The 21,940-nt window shown below is 45.2% G+C and carries 18 protein-coding genes and 2 tRNA genes; 17 read left to right on the top strand and 3 right to left on the bottom strand.

The window, feature by feature from the left end; genetic code table 11:
* Positions 1–65 precede the first annotated feature (65 nt).
* Positions 66–1,253, top strand: coding sequence for a tyrosine--tRNA ligase (gene tyrS, locus AC6I7V_RS11020; protein WP_032551533.1), 1,188 nt, complete (start codon positions 66–68; stop codon positions 1,251–1,253).
* 437 nt (positions 1,254–1,690) lie between these two features.
* Positions 1,691–2,536, top strand: coding sequence for a magnesium transporter (locus AC6I7V_RS11015; protein ID WP_498010887.1), 846 nt, complete (start codon positions 1,691–1,693; stop codon positions 2,534–2,536).
* Between the two features lie 71 nt (positions 2,537–2,607).
* On the opposite strand, the gene dacB is transcribed toward AC6I7V_RS11015, so the two are convergent.
* Together dacB and AC6I7V_RS11005 are read right to left on the bottom strand one after the other, a co-directional pair.
* The gene (gene dacB, locus AC6I7V_RS11010) at positions 2,608–4,014 is read right to left on the bottom strand and encodes a serine-type D-Ala-D-Ala carboxypeptidase (RefSeq protein WP_498010886.1); all 1,407 of its coding nucleotides are present in this window, start codon (positions 4,012–4,014) and stop codon (positions 2,608–2,610) included.
* A 111-nt stretch (positions 4,015–4,125) separates the two neighbouring features.
* A complete protein-coding gene (locus AC6I7V_RS11005) occupies positions 4,126–5,154 on the bottom strand; it encodes a porin (protein WP_498010885.1) in 1,029 nt (342 codons plus the stop codon).
* A gap of 516 nt (positions 5,155–5,670) precedes the next feature.
* On the opposite strand from AC6I7V_RS11005, the gene greA reads away from it, so the two are divergent.
* The gene (gene greA / locus AC6I7V_RS11000; RefSeq protein ID WP_255229983.1) at positions 5,671–6,144 is read left to right on the top strand and encodes a transcription elongation factor GreA; all 474 of its coding nucleotides are present in this window, start codon (positions 5,671–5,673) and stop codon (positions 6,142–6,144) included.
* Positions 6,145–6,258: 114 nt separating this feature from the next.
* Here the strand turns inward: greA and yhbY are convergent, their stop codons facing one another.
* Entirely contained in the window at positions 6,259–6,555 is a 297-nt protein-coding gene (yhbY, locus tag AC6I7V_RS10995) for a ribosome assembly RNA-binding protein YhbY (protein ID WP_032551538.1), read from the bottom strand.
* A gap of 114 nt (positions 6,556–6,669) precedes the next feature.
* Here yhbY and rlmE point away from each other — a divergent pair, with 114 nt between their 5' ends.
* The 14 genes from rlmE to pnp all read left to right on the top strand — a co-directional run bounded on the left by rlmE (position 6,670) and on the right by pnp (position 21,869).
* Positions 6,670–7,299 carry a 23S rRNA (uridine(2552)-2'-O)-methyltransferase RlmE gene (rlmE, locus tag AC6I7V_RS10990; protein ID WP_032551539.1) on the top strand — a complete coding sequence of 210 codons (630 nt, stop codon included), beginning with the start codon at positions 6,670–6,672 and terminating at the stop codon, positions 7,297–7,299.
* Between the two features lie 106 nt (positions 7,300–7,405).
* The gene (gene ftsH, locus AC6I7V_RS10985; protein WP_255229985.1) at positions 7,406–9,355 is read left to right on the top strand and encodes an ATP-dependent zinc metalloprotease FtsH; all 1,950 of its coding nucleotides are present in this window, start codon (positions 7,406–7,408) and stop codon (positions 9,353–9,355) included.
* An 83-nt stretch (positions 9,356–9,438) separates the two neighbouring features.
* Positions 9,439–10,269, top strand: a complete 831-nt coding sequence (gene folP, locus AC6I7V_RS10980) for a dihydropteroate synthase (RefSeq protein ID WP_498010883.1) — start codon at positions 9,439–9,441, stop codon at positions 10,267–10,269.
* A 31-nt stretch (positions 10,270–10,300) separates the two neighbouring features.
* Positions 10,301–11,641, top strand: coding sequence for a phosphoglucosamine mutase (gene glmM, locus AC6I7V_RS10975; RefSeq protein WP_498010882.1), 1,341 nt, complete (start codon positions 10,301–10,303; stop codon positions 11,639–11,641).
* Positions 11,642–11,922: 281 nt separating this feature from the next.
* Positions 11,923–12,255, top strand: coding sequence for a preprotein translocase subunit SecG (gene secG, locus AC6I7V_RS10970; RefSeq protein ID WP_032551755.1), 333 nt, complete (start codon positions 11,923–11,925; stop codon positions 12,253–12,255).
* Positions 12,256–12,270: 15 nt separating this feature from the next.
* A tRNA-Leu gene (locus AC6I7V_RS10965) sits at positions 12,271–12,354 on the top strand.
* Between the two features lie 54 nt (positions 12,355–12,408).
* Positions 12,409–12,485: transfer RNA gene (locus AC6I7V_RS10960), tRNA-Met, on the top strand.
* 237 nt (positions 12,486–12,722) lie between these two features.
* Positions 12,723–13,178, top strand: a complete 456-nt coding sequence (rimP, locus tag AC6I7V_RS10955; RefSeq protein WP_032551544.1) for a ribosome maturation factor RimP — start codon at positions 12,723–12,725, stop codon at positions 13,176–13,178.
* Between the two features lie 35 nt (positions 13,179–13,213).
* Complete coding sequence (nusA, locus tag AC6I7V_RS10950; RefSeq protein WP_150869221.1) at positions 13,214–14,701, top strand: transcription termination factor NusA; 1,488 nt, start codon at positions 13,214–13,216, stop codon at positions 14,699–14,701.
* A gap of 22 nt (positions 14,702–14,723) precedes the next feature.
* Entirely contained in the window at positions 14,724–17,411 is a 2,688-nt protein-coding gene (gene infB / locus AC6I7V_RS10945; protein WP_255229988.1) for a translation initiation factor IF-2, read from the top strand.
* 133 nt (positions 17,412–17,544) lie between these two features.
* Positions 17,545–17,955 carry a 30S ribosome-binding factor RbfA gene (gene rbfA / locus AC6I7V_RS10940; RefSeq protein WP_032551547.1) on the top strand — a complete coding sequence of 137 codons (411 nt, stop codon included), beginning with the start codon at positions 17,545–17,547 and terminating at the stop codon, positions 17,953–17,955.
* Positions 17,955–18,908 (top strand): tRNA pseudouridine(55) synthase TruB, encoded by a 954-nt coding sequence (gene truB, locus AC6I7V_RS10935; RefSeq protein ID WP_150869219.1) that lies wholly within the window; start codon positions 17,955–17,957, stop codon positions 18,906–18,908. Before rbfA ends, truB begins: the two co-directional genes overlap by 1 nt.
* A 207-nt stretch (positions 18,909–19,115) precedes the next feature.
* Positions 19,116–19,385, top strand: coding sequence for a 30S ribosomal protein S15 (gene rpsO / locus AC6I7V_RS10930; RefSeq protein WP_032551549.1), 270 nt, complete (start codon positions 19,116–19,118; stop codon positions 19,383–19,385).
* A gap of 363 nt (positions 19,386–19,748) precedes the next feature.
* A complete protein-coding gene (gene pnp / locus AC6I7V_RS10925; RefSeq protein WP_261882044.1) occupies positions 19,749–21,869 on the top strand; it encodes a polyribonucleotide nucleotidyltransferase in 2,121 nt (706 codons plus the stop codon).
* Positions 21,870–21,940: the final 71 nt, after the last annotated feature.

The raw sequence follows: 21,940 nt of genomic DNA, 5'->3' as shown, positions 1-21,940 counted from the left end.
ACATCGCTATTCAAGTAAGATGTCTAACTATTATATTTTTGCCAAATCTGTGGGAGTGAACAAGAATGGCGAGTATTGAAGCTGCACTAGCCGAGATCAAACGTGGCGTTGAAGAACTGATTCCAGAAGACGAACTGATTGCAAAACTGAAAGAGGGTCGTCCTCTACGTATTAAGCTGGGTGCCGATCCAACAGCACCAGATATCCACCTGGGCCATACGGTTATCTTTAACAAGCTTCGTGCTTTCCAAGAGCTTGGTCATGAAGTGACATTCCTGATCGGTGATTTCACTGCAATGGTTGGTGACCCGTCTGGTAAGAACTCAACACGTCCACCACTAAGTCGTGAAGATGTTCTAAAGAATGCTGAAACATACAAAGAGCAAGTATTCAAAATTCTAGACCCAGAGAAAACACAAATTCGTTTCAACTCTGAGTGGCTATCAGACCTTGGTGCTGAAGGTATGATTCGCCTTGCTTCTAACCAAACTGTTGCTCGTATGCTTGAGCGTGATGACTTCAAAAAGCGTTACGCTGGTGGTCAACCGATCGCTATCCACGAATTTATGTACCCACTTCTACAAGGTCACGACTCTGTTGCGCTAGAGAGCGATGTTGAGCTTGGCGGTACAGACCAGAAGTTTAACCTGCTAATGGGCCGTGAACTGCAAAAAGCGGCAGGTCAGAAGCCACAAGCAGTGCTAATGATGCCACTACTTGTGGGTCTAGACGGCGTTAAGAAGATGTCTAAGTCTGCACACAACTACATCGGTATCAGCGAAGCACCAAGCGAAATGTTTGGTAAGATCATGTCTATCTCTGACGATCTAATGTGGAGCTACTACGAACTGCTGTCTTTCCGTCCGCTTGAAGAAGTGGCAGAGCTGAAAGCTGGCGTTGAAGCGGGTAAGAACCCACGCGACGTTAAAGTTCTGCTAGCGAAAGAGATCATTGCTCGTTTCCACAGTGAAGCAGATGCTGACGCAGCAGAGCAAGAGTTTGTAAACCGTTTTGCTAAGAACCAAGTGCCAGATGAAATGCCAGAGTTCGAATTCGAAGCAGGCCTACCAATCGCTAACGTTCTAAAAGAAGCAGGTCTAGTAAACTCAACTTCTGATGCAATGCGTATGATCAAGCAGGGCGCGGCTAAGATCGAAGGCGAAAAGATTGAAGACAGCAAACTAGTACCTGCAGCAGGTACAGCAGTTTACCAAGTAGGTAAGCGTAAGTTTGCTCGTATTACTATCAAGTAATATTCAATCTCAATGAGTTAGTAAAAAGGCATCTACGGATGCCTTTTTTATTGACCCCTATTTATTGACAGGAATTTGACCAAGTATTTTGTAAGGCCTTGCTACACTACGCACGCTGTCAAATTGGCAGTAATTTTGGAGATTTTTATGAACAATACCGACCATCCTCCTAGTTTGAAGGGAGAAGAATAACCTGTCTCGGTATTGATCTCATGTCCTGCCGTTCAGGTAGGGTATCTTTGTTTCCCCCTCATTCTTTTCCATACTCTAGACTCTACAAGTAGACACATCAGTGCTTTCAGCTCTTGGTGCGCTCAGTTATATGCTTTATGTATCGAGTTATACGCTCTTGATGTATACCGCTTTATGTTTGTGAAGTACTCACTGCAGGCTACTTGTTTTGATGGTCGTTACCTTTGCCAATCGGGAGATTCGCCATGACGGTAATGAACAACACTTTTTTATCTATAGAAGCTTTATACACTGAACGAGACATTCAGGCCGTATCGAGAGCCTTTCAACAGCACACGCGTGAGCAGCAAGTTGACCTGCTTAATCGTATGCCATTGGAAGATGCAGTCTTGGTACTGGGTCAGTGTTCTCTCAGTGTTATCCAAGCTCTACTTAGTGAGTTAGAAGAACAAGGGCATGAAAAACGCTCTCGCCATTTAGCCCACCAGTTAGGACTTATCTATTCTGAAGTTGAACCTCAACAGGGGTATCTCACAACGGGAGTAATGAACCACGTAAGGCAACGTATCGGTTGGATTATCGCGCTAGCCCTGCTAGGGATCGTTTCTGGCCTGATTATCGCCCAGTACGAGGATATTCTCAGCCAGTTGGTTTTGCTTGCGATTTACATGCCTGTCATTGCGGCTGCTGGGGGAAATACGGGCACACAAGCTGCGACCCTGGTAATTCGAGCCTTGGCAACGGGCGAACTCAAAAAGCGTCAATGGCTGAGCGTAGTTTGGAAAGAGTTTCGAGTGGCTATCTGTTTAGCTGGAGCGATTGCTGTAGTGATGGTTGGCCGTATTCTGCTGTTTAGCGAAAACCAGTCAACGGGTGGTTATGACATAAATATGATCGCGTTTGCGATTGCGATTGCTCTGTTTATTCAGGTGACGATTTCGACGGTACTTGGTGGCGGTTTGCCAATTGTTGCTCGTCTGTTCAAGCTCGACCCTGCGGTATTAGTGAGCCCAGTGCTCGCCTCTATCGTTGATATTTCTGGGATGTGGATCTACTTTACGGTGGTGAATACGTTTCTTGGTATCGCTTGATTTCACGCTTTAACTGGCTCCCAACAGTAAACGGTGCAGCAAGTGTTGACTTACTGCACCGTTTTTTATGTTTATTTACCCTGACTAAATTCAATCACATCAAGATAAAACGCCTTCTCGAAGGTCACTATAGGTGCTTCTACGGGCTTATCTTGGTCTTGCTTGTTTGGGAAGTAATCACGTACAAACTGTACAAACAGCGAGTTTGGTTTACCCGACTTATCAAGGCCATAACCTGCCATATTGTAGCTCCCATACACGGAACCACTCTTGGCGATGATGTTCTCTTTGATAGGGGCTTTACGCATACTCTGACGGTAACGCAGTGTGCCATCAACCCCAGAGGTTGGCATCGCCTTGATAAGCTGAAGATCAGTATCATTCTGCCATATGTAACGCAATACCTCAGCCATACTTTGCGATGTCATTCGATTGTTGCGAGAGAGCCCTGAGCCGTCTGCAAGATGCGCTTGGGATAAGTCGATATCTGCTTTGGTGAGTAAGATCTGTTTTATCGCCTCAGTACCGTTATTAAAGCTGCCCGGCTGTACGTAAAACTTAGAACCAAGAGTTTTAGTCAGGTTATCAGCGATCAAGTTATCTGATTTCTTAAGCATGGTATCGAGCAGAGCGGGGAGCTTCTTTGATTGATGGCTTGCGATGGCTTTATGCTGATCAGATGAAGGTTTAGACCCAATGATAACTTTGCCTTTGACGGTTATTCTTGACTCTTTGAGCAGCGATTGCGTTACCTTTTGGGTATAAAGCTCCGGGTTTTGAATCGCAAACTTAAGCGGCAATGGCTTCTTACGTTCAATCAAACACCCCGATAGCTGATAATGATTGTCTGGTGTGGTTAGAAGTTCTAACTCGCACTGTGTTGCTTTCTGGCCAGATTTAGTCACGGTATCAGCAATGGTTGAGACAATCACTGGGTAGTGAACAGGGATGTAGACACGCGTTTTGCCGTTGTCCTGAGTGTATATAGACGCTTGCGCACAATTGCTGTCTAGTGTGATAGCTGTGGACGGCGCACTGTAGCAGACGCCAAGAATGTCCCATGGCCAACCGACGGCTCGTTGATAACCAGTGAAAGCAGAGTTGTCTAAATAGAGATTTCCTTGAATCGTTTTGCTTTGCTTTTTCGCGTATTGATTTAACAGCTTTTTTAGGTCGTCACGTTGCAGGGTGGGGTCACCACTGAATTGGATGATCGCATCTTTCCCAGACTGAGCGATGCTGGTGGTGTAATGAAAATCATCGCCAAGTTCTAGCTTAGCGGCCAGCGCTGTTACTAGCTTGAGTGTGCTTGCTGGTGGATAGTAGCCCTGTGTGTTGGTACTTAGCTGAGCTTTATTTTCGCTCAAGGATTGTAAAATTAGGCTGCTAGAGCTGCCGTCAGGGAGTTTGTCGAGTGGGGCATAAGCTGATGCCGTGCAAGCGAAGCTGATAGCTAGCAAAGAAGACAATAGACGCATAAGAGTGCTGAGTCGTGGGTGATAATCTCAGTATACAGATATAAAAAACGCCCGCTAGTCAGCGGGCGCTTTGATTCGAAATTAACTAATTAATCAATTAGATAATCAGAATTAGAAGTCGTAACGCATACCTAGAGCTAGCTCGTCTTCAGCGCCTTTCTTACCTACAGTTGAGTTGCCTAGCGTGTCACCAGAGCTTAGTAGGTTAAAGTTGTACGATACGTAGCCACGGAAGTTAGGCTTGAAGTAGTAAGTAGCGTCTACCGCGATGTTGTCTGCAGAAGTATCGCTACCAGTTTCTGCGTTGTTGTAGGTCGCTGTGAACACAGTTTGGTCCATAGTGTAAGCTGCTGCTAGCTCGTAACCAGTGTAGTCTTGAACGCCAGAGAACTTAGAGTTTGTGTATTGAACACCGTCAAAATCTTTTTCACCGTCAGTGAATACACCCGCGAAGTATAGATCGCCCATAGTGTAAGAACCAGAAAGCATGTATTCGTTGTTCTTATCTTGGTCTGCGTAACCTGCACCTACTTTAATACCAGTTGAGCCAATTGCGTAGATACCAGATAGAGAGTAGCCGTCTTGACCGTTGTCAGTGTAGCCTTGATCGTTTGGAGTATTGTCGTCGCGGTCAGCGAAACGGTAGCTCGCTTTTACGCTTAGATCTTGGAATTGACCTTTGTAAGACAGCATGTTGTCTGAACGGTCAGCTACAGCAAGTTTGTCTGCAGCAGAGTTACCGTGGTAAGCCATGATATCTGTGAAGTCAGTGATTACGCCCAGTGCACCTTCGTTTTTACCGAAACTTACTTCACCGAATGTGCCACCTAGACCAGCGTACGCGTAACGGTTAGTTAGGCTGTCGCTGTTGCTGTCTGTAGCTCCGCCATTTTCAGCTGTTGTAAACTCACCTTCGTAGAAACCAACACCGTATAGGCCGTCTTGGATTTCAACTTTACCTAGGAAGTTTAGACGGATGCGAGATTTGTCTTCAACTTTGCCATCTTTCATAGATAGACGTGCTTCAGCGCGGCCGCCCATTTCTAGAGAAGTACCATCTTGGTTGTATAGCTCAGAAGCGTTAGCACCAGTTGCAAGAGCTGCAGCCGATACAGCAAGCGCGATCATAGTCTTGTTCATGTTATTAATTCCTAATTACTGTCCATAAAGGTTGTTATCAAGGATTTGAATCCTTTTTTTGTATTGCTCGTATAAATCAAGCTTCATAATCAGGCTTAGAACATAAGCGAGAAACTTGCCAGAGCAATCCATGGGGTACTTTTTACCCTTAAAGTTCCACCGCAAGATAGTAAAATGATATCAATAAAAATAATGAACAGTGTTTTTTTCTTGTTTTTATAAGTCAAGGTATTGTTTTTATTTGGTTTTTATTTTTAATTGCAAGTGTGGCTTTTTGCTTGTTTTTGTTTTTTTAGGTTTTTATTTCGATAGTTATTAATTATAAGGTTAATATTCATTTTTGTGATGTGTGTAATTTAGACCTAGATAGCGGTTTTGTAATACAACGCTGAATAAAGGTGATTTAGCCACTAAGTTTGTTTACACTAAGCTAAATCGTTTTGTTCTAACTACCTAACCCGCGAGGTTGGGTAGCTTTATTTTGGCTGAAGAAAACTTTCAGCATTGAGGTAGAAAATGGAAAAGGTTCCAATGACAGTTCGTGGCGCACAGCAGCTACGTGAAGAATTAGAGCGCTTACTAAAACAGCGTCCAATCATTTCAGCAGCGATCGGTGAAGCTCGTGAGCTAGGTGACTTAAAAGAGAACGCGGAATACCATGCTGCACGTGAAGAGCAAGGTATTTGTGAAGCGCAGATTCGTGATATCGAATATAAGCTATCTGTCGCTCAAATCATCGATGTTACACAGATGGAAAATACGGGTAAGATCATCTTCGGTACGACCGTAACGCTAATCGATGTCGATACCGATGAAGAAGTTCGCTACCAAATCGTTTCTGAAGATGAAGCGGACATCAAAACTGGCCGTATCTCTGTGAAATCACCAATCGCTCGTGGCCTTATCGGTAAAATGGAAGGCGATGAAGTCATTATTTCAACGCCAGGCGGCGAGAAAGACTTTGAAATTGATAAAGTAGAATACATTTAATTTATCAATCTCTAGATGGCAAAAAAGGTCGCAATTGCGACCTTTTTCTTTTCTCACCTAGTGATTCAACAACAAGATAATCTCTGATATTTGAGATTGCCTCTCGTGTTTAAATTACTTACGTGGAATCTCGATTTTACGCTCTTCAGACTGGCGGAATAGCACAAGTACTTTACCGATAGTTTGTACTTTTTCTGCTTTAGTCTCACGTACAATGGCGTCGATAATCAGTTGCTTAGTCTCACGGTCTTCTGATGCAACTTTAATCTTGATCAGTTCGTGGTGGTCTAGAGCGATTTCGATTTCCGCTAGAACAGCTTCAGTAAGTCCATTTGCGCCCATTAGCACAACAGGTTTTAAACTGTGAGCTAGGCCCTTTAGATGCTGCTTTTGTTTGGTACTTAGGTTCATTACGCGGCCAATTTTCTTTACTATTAGGGTTGAAAAAACCTATTTTAACGCCATCTAAAGCTGAAGACTATAATTTATTCAGCAATTAGTACTTTCCTCCAGTTTAGGTACCCAATGAGCAAACAGAAACATTCGGCCAGTTCAGGCCGTTGGTTGAAGGAACACTTCGACGACAAGTACGCGAACGAAGCCCGTAAGAAAGGCTACCGTTCACGCGCTTACTTCAAAATGGAAGAGATTCAAACGAAAGACAAATTGCTGTCTCCAGGCATGACAGTTGTCGATTTAGGGGCTGCACCTGGCGGGTGGTCTCAATATGCTGCTAAGATTGTAGGTGACAGTGGTCAAATCATTGCATGTGACTTATTACCTATGGATCCAATCGCAGGTGTGAGCTTCTTGCAAGGGGACTTCAGAGAGGATGCAGTACTAGAAGCACTATTAGATAGGATCCAACCGGACATGGTGGACGTAGTAATGTCTGATATGGCTCCGAATATCGCAGGCAACAACTCTGTAGATCAACCAAGAGCTATGTATTTAGTTGAATTAGCGTTGGATATGTGTCGACAAGTTCTAGCTACCAATGGTAGTTTTGTTGTTAAAGTATTCCAAGGCGAAGGGTTCGACCAATACGTTAAGGACGTTCGTGAGATGTTCAAAACGGTAAAAGTGAGAAAACCCGATTCTTCGCGAGCTCGTTCCCGTGAAGTGTTTATTGTAGCCACTGGTTACAAAGGTTAACGATTCTCTTAAATAGTGTGCGTTAACAATATAGCTACAGGTTACAAACTGTAGTACCCTACCTTTAATTACAATTAGTTATCGCGAGGCTGACACCTTGAGTGACATGGCAAAAAATTTAATTCTGTGGCTTGTTATCGCTGTAGTGTTAATGTCGGTATTCCAGAGCTTTGGCCCTGGTGAAAGTAACGGCAGAGCAGTAGATTACACCACGTTTGTACAGGAAGTTGGCCAAGGCCAGATTCAAGAGGCGCAGTTCAATAACAGCGAAATCACTTTCACACGTCGTGGTGGTGGTGCTAAGTACGTTACGTACATGCCTGTTTATGATCAGAAGCTGCTTGATGACTTAATTAATCAAAATGTGAAAGTTCAAGGTACACCACCTGAAGAGCAGAGCCTGCTTGGCACTATCTTCATCTCTTGGTTCCCAATGATCTTACTGATTGGTGTGTGGATTTTCTTCATGCGTCAAATGCAAGGCGGTGGCGGCGGTAAAGGCGCTATGTCTTTCGGGAAGAGCAAAGCTCGTATGATGAGCGAAGAGCAGATCAAAACGTTATTTGCCGATGTTGCTGGTTGTGACGAAGCAAAAGAAGACGTGAAAGAGCTAGTTGATTACCTTCGTGATCCAAGCCGATTCCAGAAGCTGGGCGGTAAGATCCCTACAGGTATCCTACTTGTTGGTCCTCCGGGTACAGGTAAAACGCTACTTGCAAAAGCGATTGCAGGTGAGGCCAAAGTACCATTCTTCACTATTTCTGGTTCTGACTTCGTAGAAATGTTTGTTGGTGTTGGTGCATCTCGTGTGCGTGACATGTTCGAACAAGCGAAGAAAGCAGCACCTTGTATCATCTTTATCGATGAGATCGATGCAGTAGGTCGTCAACGTGGCGCTGGTGTTGGTGGTGGTCACGATGAGCGTGAACAAACATTGAACCAAATGCTTGTAGAGATGGATGGTTTCGAGGGTAACGAAGGTATTATCGTTATCGCTGCGACTAACCGTCCAGACGTACTGGACCCAGCACTACTTCGTCCTGGTCGTTTTGACCGCCAAGTTGTGGTTGGCTTACCAGACGTACGTGGCCGTGAACAGATTCTTAAAGTTCACATGCGCAAAGTGCCTCTAGCGGGTGATGTAGAGCCTTCGTTGATTGCTCGTGGTACACCAGGCTTCTCTGGTGCTGACCTAGCGAACCTAGTTAATGAAGCAGCACTGTTCGCTGCCCGTGGTAACAAACGCAACGTATCTATGGTTGAGTTTGAACTAGCAAAAGACAAAATCATGATGGGTGCAGAACGTCGCTCTATGGTGATGTCGGAAGAGACGAAAGAGTCAACGGCATACCATGAAGCGGGTCACGCAATTGTTGGTCGATTAGTACCTGAGCATGATCCAGTGTACAAAGTCTCTATCATTCCACGTGGTCGTGCACTTGGTGTGACGATGTACCTACCAGAGCAAGATCGCGTAAGTATGTCTCGTCAACACCTAGAATCGATGATCTCTAGTTTGTACGGCGGTCGTCTTGCTGAAGAACTTATCTACGGTAAAGACAAAGTGTCGACTGGTGCATCTAACGATATCGAACGTGCAACTGATATTGCGCGTAAGATGGTGACTCAGTGGGGCTTCTCTGAGAAGCTTGGTCCTCTTCTTTACGCTGAAGAAGAAGGTGAAGTTTTCTTAGGTCGCAGTGTAAGTCAGACTAAACACGTTTCTGACGATACCACTAAGCTCATCGACGAAGAGATTCGTATCTTGATTGACCGCAACTACGCACGCGCGCAGAAGATCCTTGAAGAGAACATGGATATCATGCACGCAATGAAAGATGCGCTGATGAAATACGAAACGATCGATGCTGGTCAAATTGATGACCTGATGGCCCGCAAAGACACAATTCGTGAGCCTGCTGGTTGGGGCGACCAAGTAAAAGCGGAACCTGCAAAGGAAGAGCCACAAGCGGAAGCAAAACCAGAAGCTAAAGAAGAAGTGAAAGCTGAAGAAGCAAAAACAGATTCTGAAGATAACACGAATAAAGATTCTTAATATCTAAATCGTTAATAAAAACCCTGAGTGTTCGCTCAGGGTTTTTCTGTTTTTAGGCTAATGACCAGTAAAGAATGGAATTCATGAACTTAACAGCAAACAACAAAACCCTTACTCTCAACCATCCACATGTGATGGGTATCCTAAATGTTACACCAGACTCTTTCTCGGATGGTGGTAAATACAACTCCATAGATAACGCATTGGCTCAAGCTCAAAAGATGATAGATGCTGGTGTATCTATTATTGATATCGGTGGTGAGTCGACTCGACCAGGCGCGCCAGATGTGTCCCTTGAGGAAGAGCTCGAACGAGTGATACCGGTTATTAAAGCCATTCGCGCACGTCACGATGTGTGGATTTCTATCGATACCAGTAAAGCCGAGGTCATGCGACAAGCCGTTGCTGCAGGCGCTGATCTGATCAACGATGTTCGTGCATTGCAAGAACCAGGCGCACTTGAAGTGGCAGCCGAAACAGGTGTGCCGATCTGTCTAATGCATATGCAGGGGCAGCCACGTACAATGCAAACCAGTCCAACTTATGATGACTTGTTGCAAGATGTCTCTGATTTTCTTCAAGAGCGTATCGCAGCGTGTGAAGCTGCGGGAATATCAAAAGATAAGCTGATTCTGGACCCTGGCTTTGGGTTTGGTAAGACGCTTGAGCATAACTATCAGCTGTTAGCGCACTTTGATAAGTTCCACGCATTTGGTTTGCCAATACTTGCTGGGATGTCTCGCAAGTCAATGATCTTTAAGTTGTTGGATAAGAAACCAGCCGATTGTATGGTTGGTAGTGTAACTTGTGCTACGATTGCCGCCATAAAAGGCGCTCAGATCATTCGAGTTCACGATGTAGAAGATACATTGGAAGCAATGCAAATTATTAAAATGATGAATAACAATCATTAAAAAAGATAGAAATATAATTAAGGAAAACAACATGTCTAACGAAAGACGTTACTTTGGTACAGATGGTGTACGCGGTAAGGTTGGTCAGTACCCAATCACACCTGATTTTGTTCTAAAGCTTGGCTGGGCTGCTGGTCGTGTACTTGCAAAACAAGGCACAAAGAAAGTCATCATAGGTAAAGATACACGTATCTCTGGTTACATGCTGGAATCAGCACTAGAAGCTGGTCTGGCTGCGGCTGGTCTGAAAGCGACCTTTACGGGTCCAATGCCAACACCGGCAGTAGCATACTTGACGCAAACTTTCCGTGCTGAAGCGGGCATCGTCATCTCGGCTTCACACAACCCTTACTATGACAATGGTATTAAGTTCTTCTCTTCTGAAGGTACAAAACTGCCTGACGATATCGAACTGGCGATTGAAGCTGAGTTAGACAAAGAGATCGAGTGTGTAGAATCAGCAGAACTTGGTAAAGCAACTCGTCTGAATGATGCTGCGGGTCGTTATATTGAGTTTTGTAAGAGTACTTTCCCATCAGAGTTGAGCCTTGCGGGTAAGAAAATTGTTGTCGACTGTGCACACGGTGCGACTTACCACATTGCGCCTGCTGTATTCAGTGAGTTGGGTGCTGACGTAATCGCGATGGGTGTTGAGCCAAACGGCACTAACATCAACCACGAAGTTGGTGCAACAGATGTACGAGCTCTGCAAGCTCGCGTTGTTGAAGAGAAAGCAGACCTTGGCCTAGCGTTTGATGGTGACGGTGACCGTATCATCATGGTTGACGAACTGGGTAATAAAGTTGATGGCGACCAAATCGCTTACATCATTGCTCGTGACGCATTGCGTCGTGGCGAGTTAAAAGGCGGTGTTGTTGGTACGCTAATGACAAACCTTGGCATGGAAAATGGCCTGAAACAGCTAGGTATTCCATTTGTTCGTGCGGCTGTGGGTGACCGTTACGTAATGGAACAGCTTCTTGCTAAAGGTTGGAAGATTGGTGCTGAAAACTCTGGTCACGTGATCCTGCTAGATAAAGTCACAACGGGTGATGCTATTGTTGCGGCATTGCAAGTACTGGCATCGGTTGTCGGTAGCGAAATGTCATTAAATGAGTTGTCTCAAGGTATGACGCTTTACCCGCAAGTACTTGAGAACGTGCGCTTTAGTGGTGATTCAAACCCACTAGAAGCAGATGCAGTAAAACAGTCTGTTGCTGAAGTAGAAGCTGAGCTTGGCGAGAAAGGTCGAGTATTACTACGTAAATCAGGTACTGAGCCTCTATTACGTGTAATGGTGGAAGGCGAAGACGCTGAACTAGTACAAAACTCGGCACTTAAAATTGCTGAAGCAGTGAAAGCAAGCTGCTAAGTTACCTTTATCTAATTAACGAAAGTAGCTAAATAACGAAAACTGTAAAAAGGGCGATGCTTTGCCTCTCTTTCGAGAAGGTTTTATTGCGTTTTGCCCTTTTTTTGAGCGTTCGTTAGTCAAAGGCTTATTTTTTGGTAAATTCCGCTTGTCAGCGTACGTCGCATTCGCTAGTATTGCTCGGCCTTCAGTAAGGAGGTCGCTAGCCTTGTTCTGTATGACATGAGTTTATGTCAATACTTAACGGCGCTGGCTCAACAATTTGGAACATAGGTGGAAAAATGTTTACAGTTCTACTTGTGATTTACCTGTTGGCAGCGCTTGGTGTAATTGGCCTAGTGTTAATTCAACAAGGTAAAGGCGCAGATATGGGAGCCTCTTTCGGTGCTGGCGCTTCAAACACTGTGTTTGGTGCTAGTGGCTCAGGAAATTTCCTAACCCGAATGACTGCAATTTTTGCAACTACATTTTTTATCCTTAGCTTAGTGCTTGGTAATATGTCTACACATAAAACTGAGTCACAATGGGTAGACCCTACACAAGGTCAAGTTATCCAGCAAGCTGAAGATGCAGTGAGTGAAGTTCCGGCGCAAGGCGACGAAATTCCACAATAATCTGAAAGATTTGATGCCGAGATGGTGAAATTGGTAGACACGCCAGCATGAGGTGCTGGTGCCTTTGGTGTGAGGGTTCGAGTCCCTCTCTCGGCACCATTGTTTACAAACTTGTAAAACATCTTGTTGGGCGTATAATGCTCGCAAGTCGGACGCGGGATGGAGCAGCTTGGTAGCTCGTCGGGCTCATAACCCGAAGGTCGTCGGTTCAAATCCGGCTCCCGCAACCAATTTTAAGTGCTATATTTAGTCTTGATTGGTAGCAAGTTTGCACAGTGTGAACCTCACTGTGAACTAAGTGCAGTAACTCATTTTATGAAGGCGCTTAGTATATAAGGGTCCAGCAACAAAAACCCCGGCTTATACGGGGTTTTTTGTTATCTAAGCATTTGTAAATGCTATTAGATAATGTTTGCTTGGAATTTAAATTGGGCTTTGAGCCCTTTTTTTGTTTCTGGAGTGGTTAAATGACTGGTTTAGAAAGACAACTTACTGAAATGCTTGAAGCTCCAGTAGCAGCATCAGGTTATGAGTTAGTTGGATTAGAATTTATTCGTGCGGGTGAGCACTCAACGCTACGCATTTACATCGATTCACCAAACGGTATCAATGTGGATGACTGTGCAGAAGTAAGTCACCAAGTAAGTGCCGTAATGGACGTTGAAGATCCAATTTCAGTGGCTTATAACCTTGAAGTGTCTTCACCAGGTTTAGAAAGACCACTGTTCAAAGCAGAGCATTACCAACAATTTATTGGTCACGAGGTAAGCATCGTTTTGAAAATGGCTGTCGGCAACCGTCGTAAATGGAAAGGTGATATCCAATCTATTGAAGGCGAAACCGTAACAGTATTGGTTGAAGGGCAACAAGAAGAATTCGCCCTCAGCAATATTTCAAAAGCGAACCTGATCCCTAAATTTTAGTTCTCCCTGAGAGAAGAGCTTAAGAGGCTAGATTAATGAACAAAGAAATTTTGGCGGTAGTAGAAGCTGTTTCTAACGAGAAAGCAGTTCCTCGTGAGCGTATTTTTGAAGCGCTTGAAATCGCGCTTGCTACAGCAACGAAAAAGAAAAGCGAATTCGAAATCGAAGTTCGCGTAGAGATCGACCGTAAGACTGGTGATTTCGAAACTTTCCGTCGTTGGGAAGCGGTTGAAGAAGTTGAGAATCCAACAAAAGAGATCTCATTAGAAGCAGCACAGTTCGAAGACGAAACAATCGAACTTGGTGGTTTCATCGAAGACGAGATTGAGTCTGTAACATTCGACCGTATTACGACTCAAACGGCTAAGCAAGTTATCGTACAGAAAGTTCGTGAAGCTGAGCGCGCACAAATCGTTGAGCAGTTCATCGACAACGAAGGCGAGCTAGTAACAGGCGTCGTTAAGAAAGTTAACCGCGATACTATTATCCTAGACCTAGGTAACAACGCTGAAGCAGTTATCTTACGTGATGACCAACTTCCTCGTGAAAACTTCCGTCCAGGCGACCGTGTACGTGGTCTTCTTTACAAAGTTGCACCTGAAGCGCGTGGTTTCCAACTGTTCATCACTCGTTCTAAGCCAGAAATGCTTGCTGAGCTATTCCGCGTAGAAGTACCAGAGATCGGTGAAGAGCTGATTGAACTAAAAGGTGCTGCACGTGACGCTGGTTCTCGTGCTAAAATCGCTGTGAAAACAAACGACAAGCGCATTGACCCAGTAGGTGCGTGTGTTGGTATGCGTGGTGCACGTGTACAAGCGGTATCAAGCGAACTTGGCGGTGAGCGTATCGATATCGTGCTTTGGGACGATAACCCAGCACAATTTGTTATCAACGCAATGGCTCCAGCAGACGTTGCTTCTATCATCGTTGATGAAGATGCACACTCTATGGACATCGCTGTTGAAGCTGACAACCTAGCGCAAGCTATCGGCCGTAGCGGTCAAAACGTTCGTCTAGCGTCTCAACTGACTGGTTGGGAACTGAACGTGATGACAGTTGAAGACCTTCAGAAGAAACACCAAGAAGAAGCCGTTGCTTCTATTGAAAACTTCATGAAGCACCTAGACATCGAAGAAGACTTCGCTCAAATGCTTGTTGAAGAAGGTTTCTCTACGCTAGAAGAAGTTGCTTACGTACCAGTAAACGAGCTTCTAGAAATTGATGGTCTAGACGAAGATATCGTAGAAGAGCTACGTAGCCGTGCTAAAGATGCTCTAACAACGCTAGCCCTAGCGAAAGAAGAGACATTTGACGGTGTTGAGCCAGCAGAAGACCTTCTAGCACTTGAAGGCCTAGAGCGCGAAATGGCGTACAAACTGGCAGCGAAAGGTGTAGCAACACTAGAAGACCTAGCTGACCAAGGCGTTGATGAACTAGAAGGCATTGAAGACCTAACTGCAGAGCGTGCGGGCGAGCTAATTATGGCTGCACGTAACATCTGTTGGTTCGGCGACGAAGAATAATTCAGCAAGGAGAGAAAGCGGTATGACACAATTAACAGTTAAAGCACTGAGTGAAGAGATTGGTACGCCAGTTGACCGCTTAATTGAACAACTTGCTGATGCAGGCATGAAGAAAACAGGGTCGGATCAAGTTACTGATTCAGAAAAACAAGCATTACTGACGCATCTTAAGAAAGAGCATGGTGATACATCTGGTGAAGCAGAACCGACTCGTTTAACTCTTCAACGCAAGACCCGCAGCACGCTAAGTGTTGCCGCTGGAGGCGGTAAGAGTAAGGATGTTCAAGTAGAAGTACGCAAGAAGCGTACTTACGTGAAGCGCAGCGCTATTGAAGATGAAGCGAAACGTGAAGCTGAGGAAGCAGCGAAGCGTGAAGCTGAAGAGAAAGCACGTCGTGAAGCTGAAGAGCAAGCGAAACGTGAAGCTGCAGAGAAAGCACAGCGCGAAGCTGAAGAGAAGGCAAAACGTGAAGCGGACGCAAAACGTGAAGCTGAAGAAAAAGCAAAACGCGCACAAGCTGATAAGGCTAAAAAAGACATGAATGCAAAAAATGCAGACGCTAACGCACAAGCGAAAAAAGAAGCGGATGAGCTAAAAGCTCGTCAAGAGCAAGAAGCACAGCGTAAAGCTGAAGCTGAAGCGGCGAAGCTAGTTGAAGAAGCACGTAAACTAGCAGAAGAGAACGAAGCGCGCTGGTCTGAAGAAGAGCAGAAGAAGCAAGAGCAAGAGAAGTCTGCGGACTACCATGTGACCACTTCTACGTACGCTCGTGAAGCGGAAGATGCAGCTGACCAGAAAGAAGAGAAAGCGCCTCGTCGTCGTAAGAAGAAGCCAGCTGAAAAGCAAGCTACTAACAACCGTGGTGGTCGCAACCAACGTGGTCGTGGCGGTAAAGGTAAACTGGCTAAACCAACTTCAATGCAACAGGGCTTCGATAAGACAGCATCTGTAGCGAAAGCTGACGTTGTTATCGGTGAAACTATCGTTGTTTCTGAACTGGCTAGCAAAATGGCGGTTAAAGCAACTGAAGTTATCAAAGTGATGATGAAGATGGGCGCTATGGCGACTATCAACCAAGTGATCGACCAAGAGACAGCACAACTTGTTGCTGAAGAGATGGGTCACAAGGTAATCCTACGCAAAGAGAACGAGCTAGAAGAAGCGGTACTAAACGACCGTGACAACAACGCTGAAGCGGTTCCACGTGCACCTGTTGTAACGATCATGGGTCACGTTGACCACGGTAAAACGTCTACACTTGACTACATCCGTAAAGCTCACGTTGCTTCAGGCGAAGCGGGCGGTATCACGCAGCACATCGGTGCATACCACGTTGAAACTGACAACGGCATGATCACTTTCCTTGATACTCCTGGACACGCGGCATTTACAGCAATGCGTGCTCGTGGTGCTCAAGCGACAGATATCGTTGTTCTAGTAGTAGCAGCAGACGATGGCGTAATGCCACAAACGATCGAAGCGATCCAGCACGCGAAAGCTGCTGAAGTACCGCTAATCGTTGCTGTAAACAAGATCGATAAAGAAGACGCTAACCCAGACAACGTTAAGAACGAGCTGGCACAGTACGACGTTATCCCTGAAGAGTGGGGCGGTGAGAACATGTTCGTTCACATCTCTGCGAAACAAGGTACTAACATCGAAGGTCTTCTAGAGACTATCCTTCTACAATCTGAAGTTCTAGAACTAACAGCAGTAGAAGAAGGCATGGCATCTGGTGTGGTTGTAGAATCTCGCCTAGATAAAGGCCGTGGTCCAGTTGCTACTGTACTTGTACAGTCTGGTACTCTAAACAAGGGCGACATCGTTCTTTGTGGTCAAGAGTACGGCCGTGTTCGTGCAATGCGCGATGAGAACGGTCAAGAAGTAACATCTGCAGGCCCATCTATCCCAGTAGAGATCCTAGGTCTTTCCGGTGTACCAGCATCTGGTGATGAAGCAACAGTTGTACGTGATGAGCGTAAAGCACGTGAAGTAGCGAACTACCGTCAAGGTAAATTCCGTGACGTGAAACTAGCACGTCAACAGAAAGCGAAACTAGAGAACATGTTCTCTAACATGGCAGCTGGTGAAGTTGCTGAGCTTAACGTTGTTCTTAAGGCTGACGTACAAGGTTCTGTAGAAGCTATTGCAGACTCTCTACTGAAACTGTCTACTGACGAAGTTAAAGTGAACATCGTAGGTTCTGGTGTTGGTGGTATTACAGAAACTGATGCAGTACTTGCAGCAGCATCTAACGCTATTATCCTAGGCTTCAACGTTCGTGCAGACGCGACAGCTCGTCGTACTGTTGAGAACGAAAACCTAGATCTACGTTACTACTCAATCATCTACCAACTGATCGACGAAGTGAAACAGGCGATGGGCGGTATGCTTGCCCCTGAGTTCAAACAAGAGATCATCGGTCTTGCTCAAGTGCGTGACGTGTTCAAGTCGCCTAAGCTTGGTGCAATCGCAGGTTGTATGGTTACGGAAGGTACGATCAAGCGTAACAACCCAATCCGCGTACTACGCGACAACGTTGTTATCTACGAAGGTGAACTAGAGTCACTACGTCGCTTTAAAGATGACGTACAAGAAGTTAAGAATGGCTACGAGTGTGGTATCGGCGTTAAGAACTACAATGATGTTCGCGTTGGTGACCAAATCGAAGTATTCGAAATCGTTGAAGTTAAGCGTACTCTAGACTAATCAGTCCGCTGACTCGACATATTGACTAAGGTTACTAACATTACTGGTATAGGTAAGTGGTAATCGGTTGTTGAATACACCATGGGGGGCTGGTTATTACCAAGCCCCCCATCTTTCTAAGTGAGAAAAGAAAATGTCAAAAGAATTTAGCCGCACGCAGCGCGTGTCTCAGCAACTACAAAAAGAGCTAGCAATCATGCTGCAACGTGAAGTTCGTGATTCACGTATCGGTATGGTTACTATCTCTGATGTAGAGGTTTCTCGTGACCTTGCTTACGCAAAAGTATTTGTTACTTTCCTATGTGTGGGCGAGCAAACACCAGAGTCGAGCCTAGCTGCACTGAAAGAGCACGAGCCTCAACTACGTATGATGCTAGGTAAGCGTATCCGTCTACGTCTAACGCCAGAAATTCGTTTCACTTACGACAATACTTTGGTTGAAGGTATGCGTATGTCTAACCTAGTGTCTGAAGTGGTAAGCGAAGACAAGCGTAAGCAGCAAGCTGCTGGCCGTGATGAGTCTACTTCGGAAGGTGAAGAGTAATGGCTCGCCGTCGTAAAGGTCGCCCGATTAACGGGGTTATTTTATTAGATAAGCCGACAGGCATCTCATCGAATGACGCACTGCAGAAAGTAAAGCGTATTTACTTTGCAGAGAAAGCAGGGCACACCGGTGCTTTGGATCCTCTTGCGACAGGCATGCTGCCAATCTGTTTGGGTGAAGCAACCAAGTTTTCTCAGTTTCTATTAGATTCTGATAAACGCTATGTTGTGATCGCTAAGCTAGGTGAGCGTACCAACACTTCCGACTCTGATGGTGAAGTTGTTGAAACTCGTGAAGTGAATGTCACTCGCGAACAGCTTGAGCGCTGCATTGAGAGCTTCAAGGGTGAAACCGACCAAGTTCCATCCATGTTCTCGGCGTTAAAGTACCAAGGTAAGCCTTTGTATGAATACGCGCGTGCAGGCATCGAAGTACCACGTGAATCTCGTAAGATCACGGTTTACTCTATCGATCTACTTCGCTTTGAAGGTGATGAAGTGGAGATGGAAGTGCACTGTTCAAAAGGCACTTACATCCGCACTATCACGGATGACTTGGGCGAAATGCTAGGCTGTGGTGCGCACGTAACCATGCTACGTCGTACCGGTGTTGCAAAGTACCCATACGAGCGCATGGTAACGCTAGAGCAACTGAACGAGATCCTAGAGCAAGCTCAACAGCAAGATATTGCACCTAAAGAGCTGCTTGATCCACTGTTGATGCCAATGGACACCGCAGTAGAAGATCTACCAGAAGTGAACCTGAATGCGGAGCTGACAGATTTAGTTCAGCACGGTATGCCAGTACAAGTTGCTGGTGCACCAGCAGAAGGCACAGTGCGTATGACAAGTGGTGAAGAGAAACTGTTTGTCGGTGTGGCTCAGATCGATAATGATGGTCGTGTAGCCCCAAAACGCTTAGTGGTTTTCCGTGAAGAAGAGCCGCAAGCGTAAACAAGATTAAGTGCAATCTTCGTTTATATACTGTGAAAAGCAGAAGTCCCATTTAGGTCTTCTGCTTTTTTGTTTTTCGTTCAGTGAGATCACGATAGATTGTTATTGCACCACTAGGCAAACTTCCCTATAATCCACGGCTCGCGTAGCGGCTGAATCAGAGATTGGCTGCTACAAATATCAAACTACTCTTATCAGGAGAGAATTATGTCTCTGAATGCAGAAACTAAAGCAGCAATCGTTGCAGAATACGCGCGCTCTGAAGGCGACACAGGTTCACCAGAAGTACAAGTAGCTCTACTTACTGCTTCTATCAACCACCTACAAGGTCACTTCAAAGCTCACAAAGGCGATCACCACAGCCGTCGTGGTCTTCTACGTATGGTTTCTAGCCGTCGTAAGCTTCTAGACTACCTAAAAGGTAAAGATCTTGGTCGTTACCAAGAGCTTATCAAGCGTCTAGGTCTACGTCGCTAATCAAATCTCGAATTTGATGAAAGAGCCTCAGCAACTGCTGGGGCTTTTTTTATATTTGAAATATCGTCACAACGCAGAGAAAAGCACCTGCTATGTGTGCTGTAAACTCGTTTTTTGGCTCTGAAAATGTCTCTTGTCAGAAAAATAGTTTATACTCTTGCACGCCAGTAATTCTATGAAACTCTGGCACTTCACTTTACTCAACAATGACAGTCACAGATGTCGGCCAATAGGTCGCGACTATTAAAAACAGATGAGTGTAAAACGTGGTTGTTTTTCGTCTTTTTTTACTAGTCGCGATTAGTCATTGCGGAGTACCCATTCACTTATTCTAAAGAGCAATCTTTAGATGAAGGAAATACAATGTTTGAAAAACCAGTTGTAAAAACGTTTCAGTACGGTAACCACACCGTAACTCTAGAAACCGGTGTTATTGCACGTCAAGCTACGGCTGCAGTAATGGTAACTATGGACGATACAGCAGTATTCGTTTCTGTAGTAGGTAAAAAAGAAGCGGTAGAAGGTCAAGACTTCTTCCCACTAACAGTAAACTACCAAGAGCGTACCTACGCTGCTGGTAAAATCCCTGGTGGCTTCTTCAAGCGTGAAGGCCGTCCTTCTGAAGGCGAAACACTAACGGCTCGTCTAATCGACCGTCCAATTCGTCCTCTATTCCCAGATGCATTCAAAAATGAAGTACAAGTTATTGCAACTGTAGTATCTGTGAACCCGAACGTTCAACCAGACATCCCAACAATGATTGGTACGTCAGCAGCACTTGCTATCTCTGGTATTCCGTTCAACGGTCCTATCGGTGCAGCACGTGTTGGTCACATCGACGGTCAACTTGTTCTTAACCCAAGCAACACTGAACTAGAAACGTCTAAGCTAGACCTAGTTGTAGCGGGTACTGAAGGCGCTGTTCTTATGGTTGAGTCAGAAGCTGACAACCTAACTGAAGAAGAGATGCTATCTGCGGTTGTTTACGGTCACGACCAACAGCAAGTTGTTATCAATGCTATCAACGAGTTCAAAGCTGAAGTTGCGACTCCTGCTTGGGATTGGGTTGCTCCAGAAGAGAACACAGCGCTTGTAAACAAGATCGCTGAACTAGCAGAAGCTAAGCTTGTTGAAGCTTACCAAATCACTGAGAAGATGGCTCGTTACGACCGCATCCATGAGATCGCAGCAGAAGTTAACGAAGTACTAGTTTCAGAAAACGAAGAAGTGAACCTAAAAGAAGTTCACACTATCTTCCACGATCTAGAGAAGACAGTGGTACGTCGCAGTATCATCGCGGGTAACCCACGTATCGATGGTCGTGAAAAAGACATGGTTCGTGCACTAGACGTACGTACTGGTGTTCTTCCACGTACTCACGGTTCATCACTGTTCACTCGTGGTGAAACTCAGGCTCTAGTAACTGCGACTCTGGGTACGCAGCGAGATGCTCAAATCATCGACGAGCTAACTGGTGAGCGTAAAGATCACTTCCTACTACACTACAACTTCCCTCCATACTGTGTAGGTGAGACTGGTTTTGTAGGTTCTCCTAAGCGTCGTGAAATCGGCCACGGTAAACTGGCTAAGCGTGGTATTGCTGCAGTAATGCCATCTGTAGACGAGTTCCCATACACAGTACGTGTAGTATCAGAAATCACAGAATCTAACGGTTCTTCTTCAATGGCTTCTGTATGTGGTACGTCTCTAGCACTTATGGATGCTGGTGTTCCAATCAAGTCTTCTGTTGCGGGTATCGCAATGGGTCTTGTTAAAGAAGGCGACGATTTCGTTGTTCTTTCTGACATCCTTGGTGATGAAGACCACCTAGGCGACATGGACTTTAAAGTAGCGGGTACTAACACTGGTATCACTGCACTTCAAATGGACATCAAGATCGAAGGTATCACTAAAGAGATCATGCAAATTGCTCTTAACCAAGCGCAAGGTGCACGTAAGCACATCCTTTCTGTAATGGATGAAGCTATCTCTGGTGCTCGTGAAGATATCTCTGAGTTTGCTCCGCGTATTCACACAATGAAGATCAGCGCTGAGAAGATCAAAGACGTTATCGGTAAAGGTGGTGCAGTTATCCGTGCTCTAACTGAAGAGACAGGTACAACTATCGAAATCGATGACGACGGTACAATTAAGATTGCTGCAACTGAAGGTACAGCTGCGAAAGAAGCAATTCGCCGTATTGAAGAGATCACAGCAGAAGTTGAAGTTGGCCGCATCTACCAAGGTAAAGTTGCTCGTCTAGCAGACTTCGGTGCATTCGTTACTATCCTTCCAGGTAAAGATGGTCTAGTACACATCTCTCAAATCGCTGACAAGCGTGTTGAGAAAGTGTCTGACTACCTAACTGAAGGTCAAGAAGTGCCTGTTAAGGTTCTTGAAATCGACCGTCAAGGCCGTGTACGTCTAAGCATGAAAGAAGCAGTTGAAACGCCAGCTGAAGGCGAAGCACCTGCTGCTGAGTAATTCTCAGTAAAATGATGGAACTATCGCTTTTTAGTGATTTCTAACCCATCATTAACAAAGCATGTTATAAA

It is taken from the genome of Vibrio sp. KUL70, assembly GCF_059725515.1.
The sequence above is the reverse complement of the archived record's forward strand: the minus strand, read 5'-3'. Positions and strand labels throughout refer to the sequence as shown.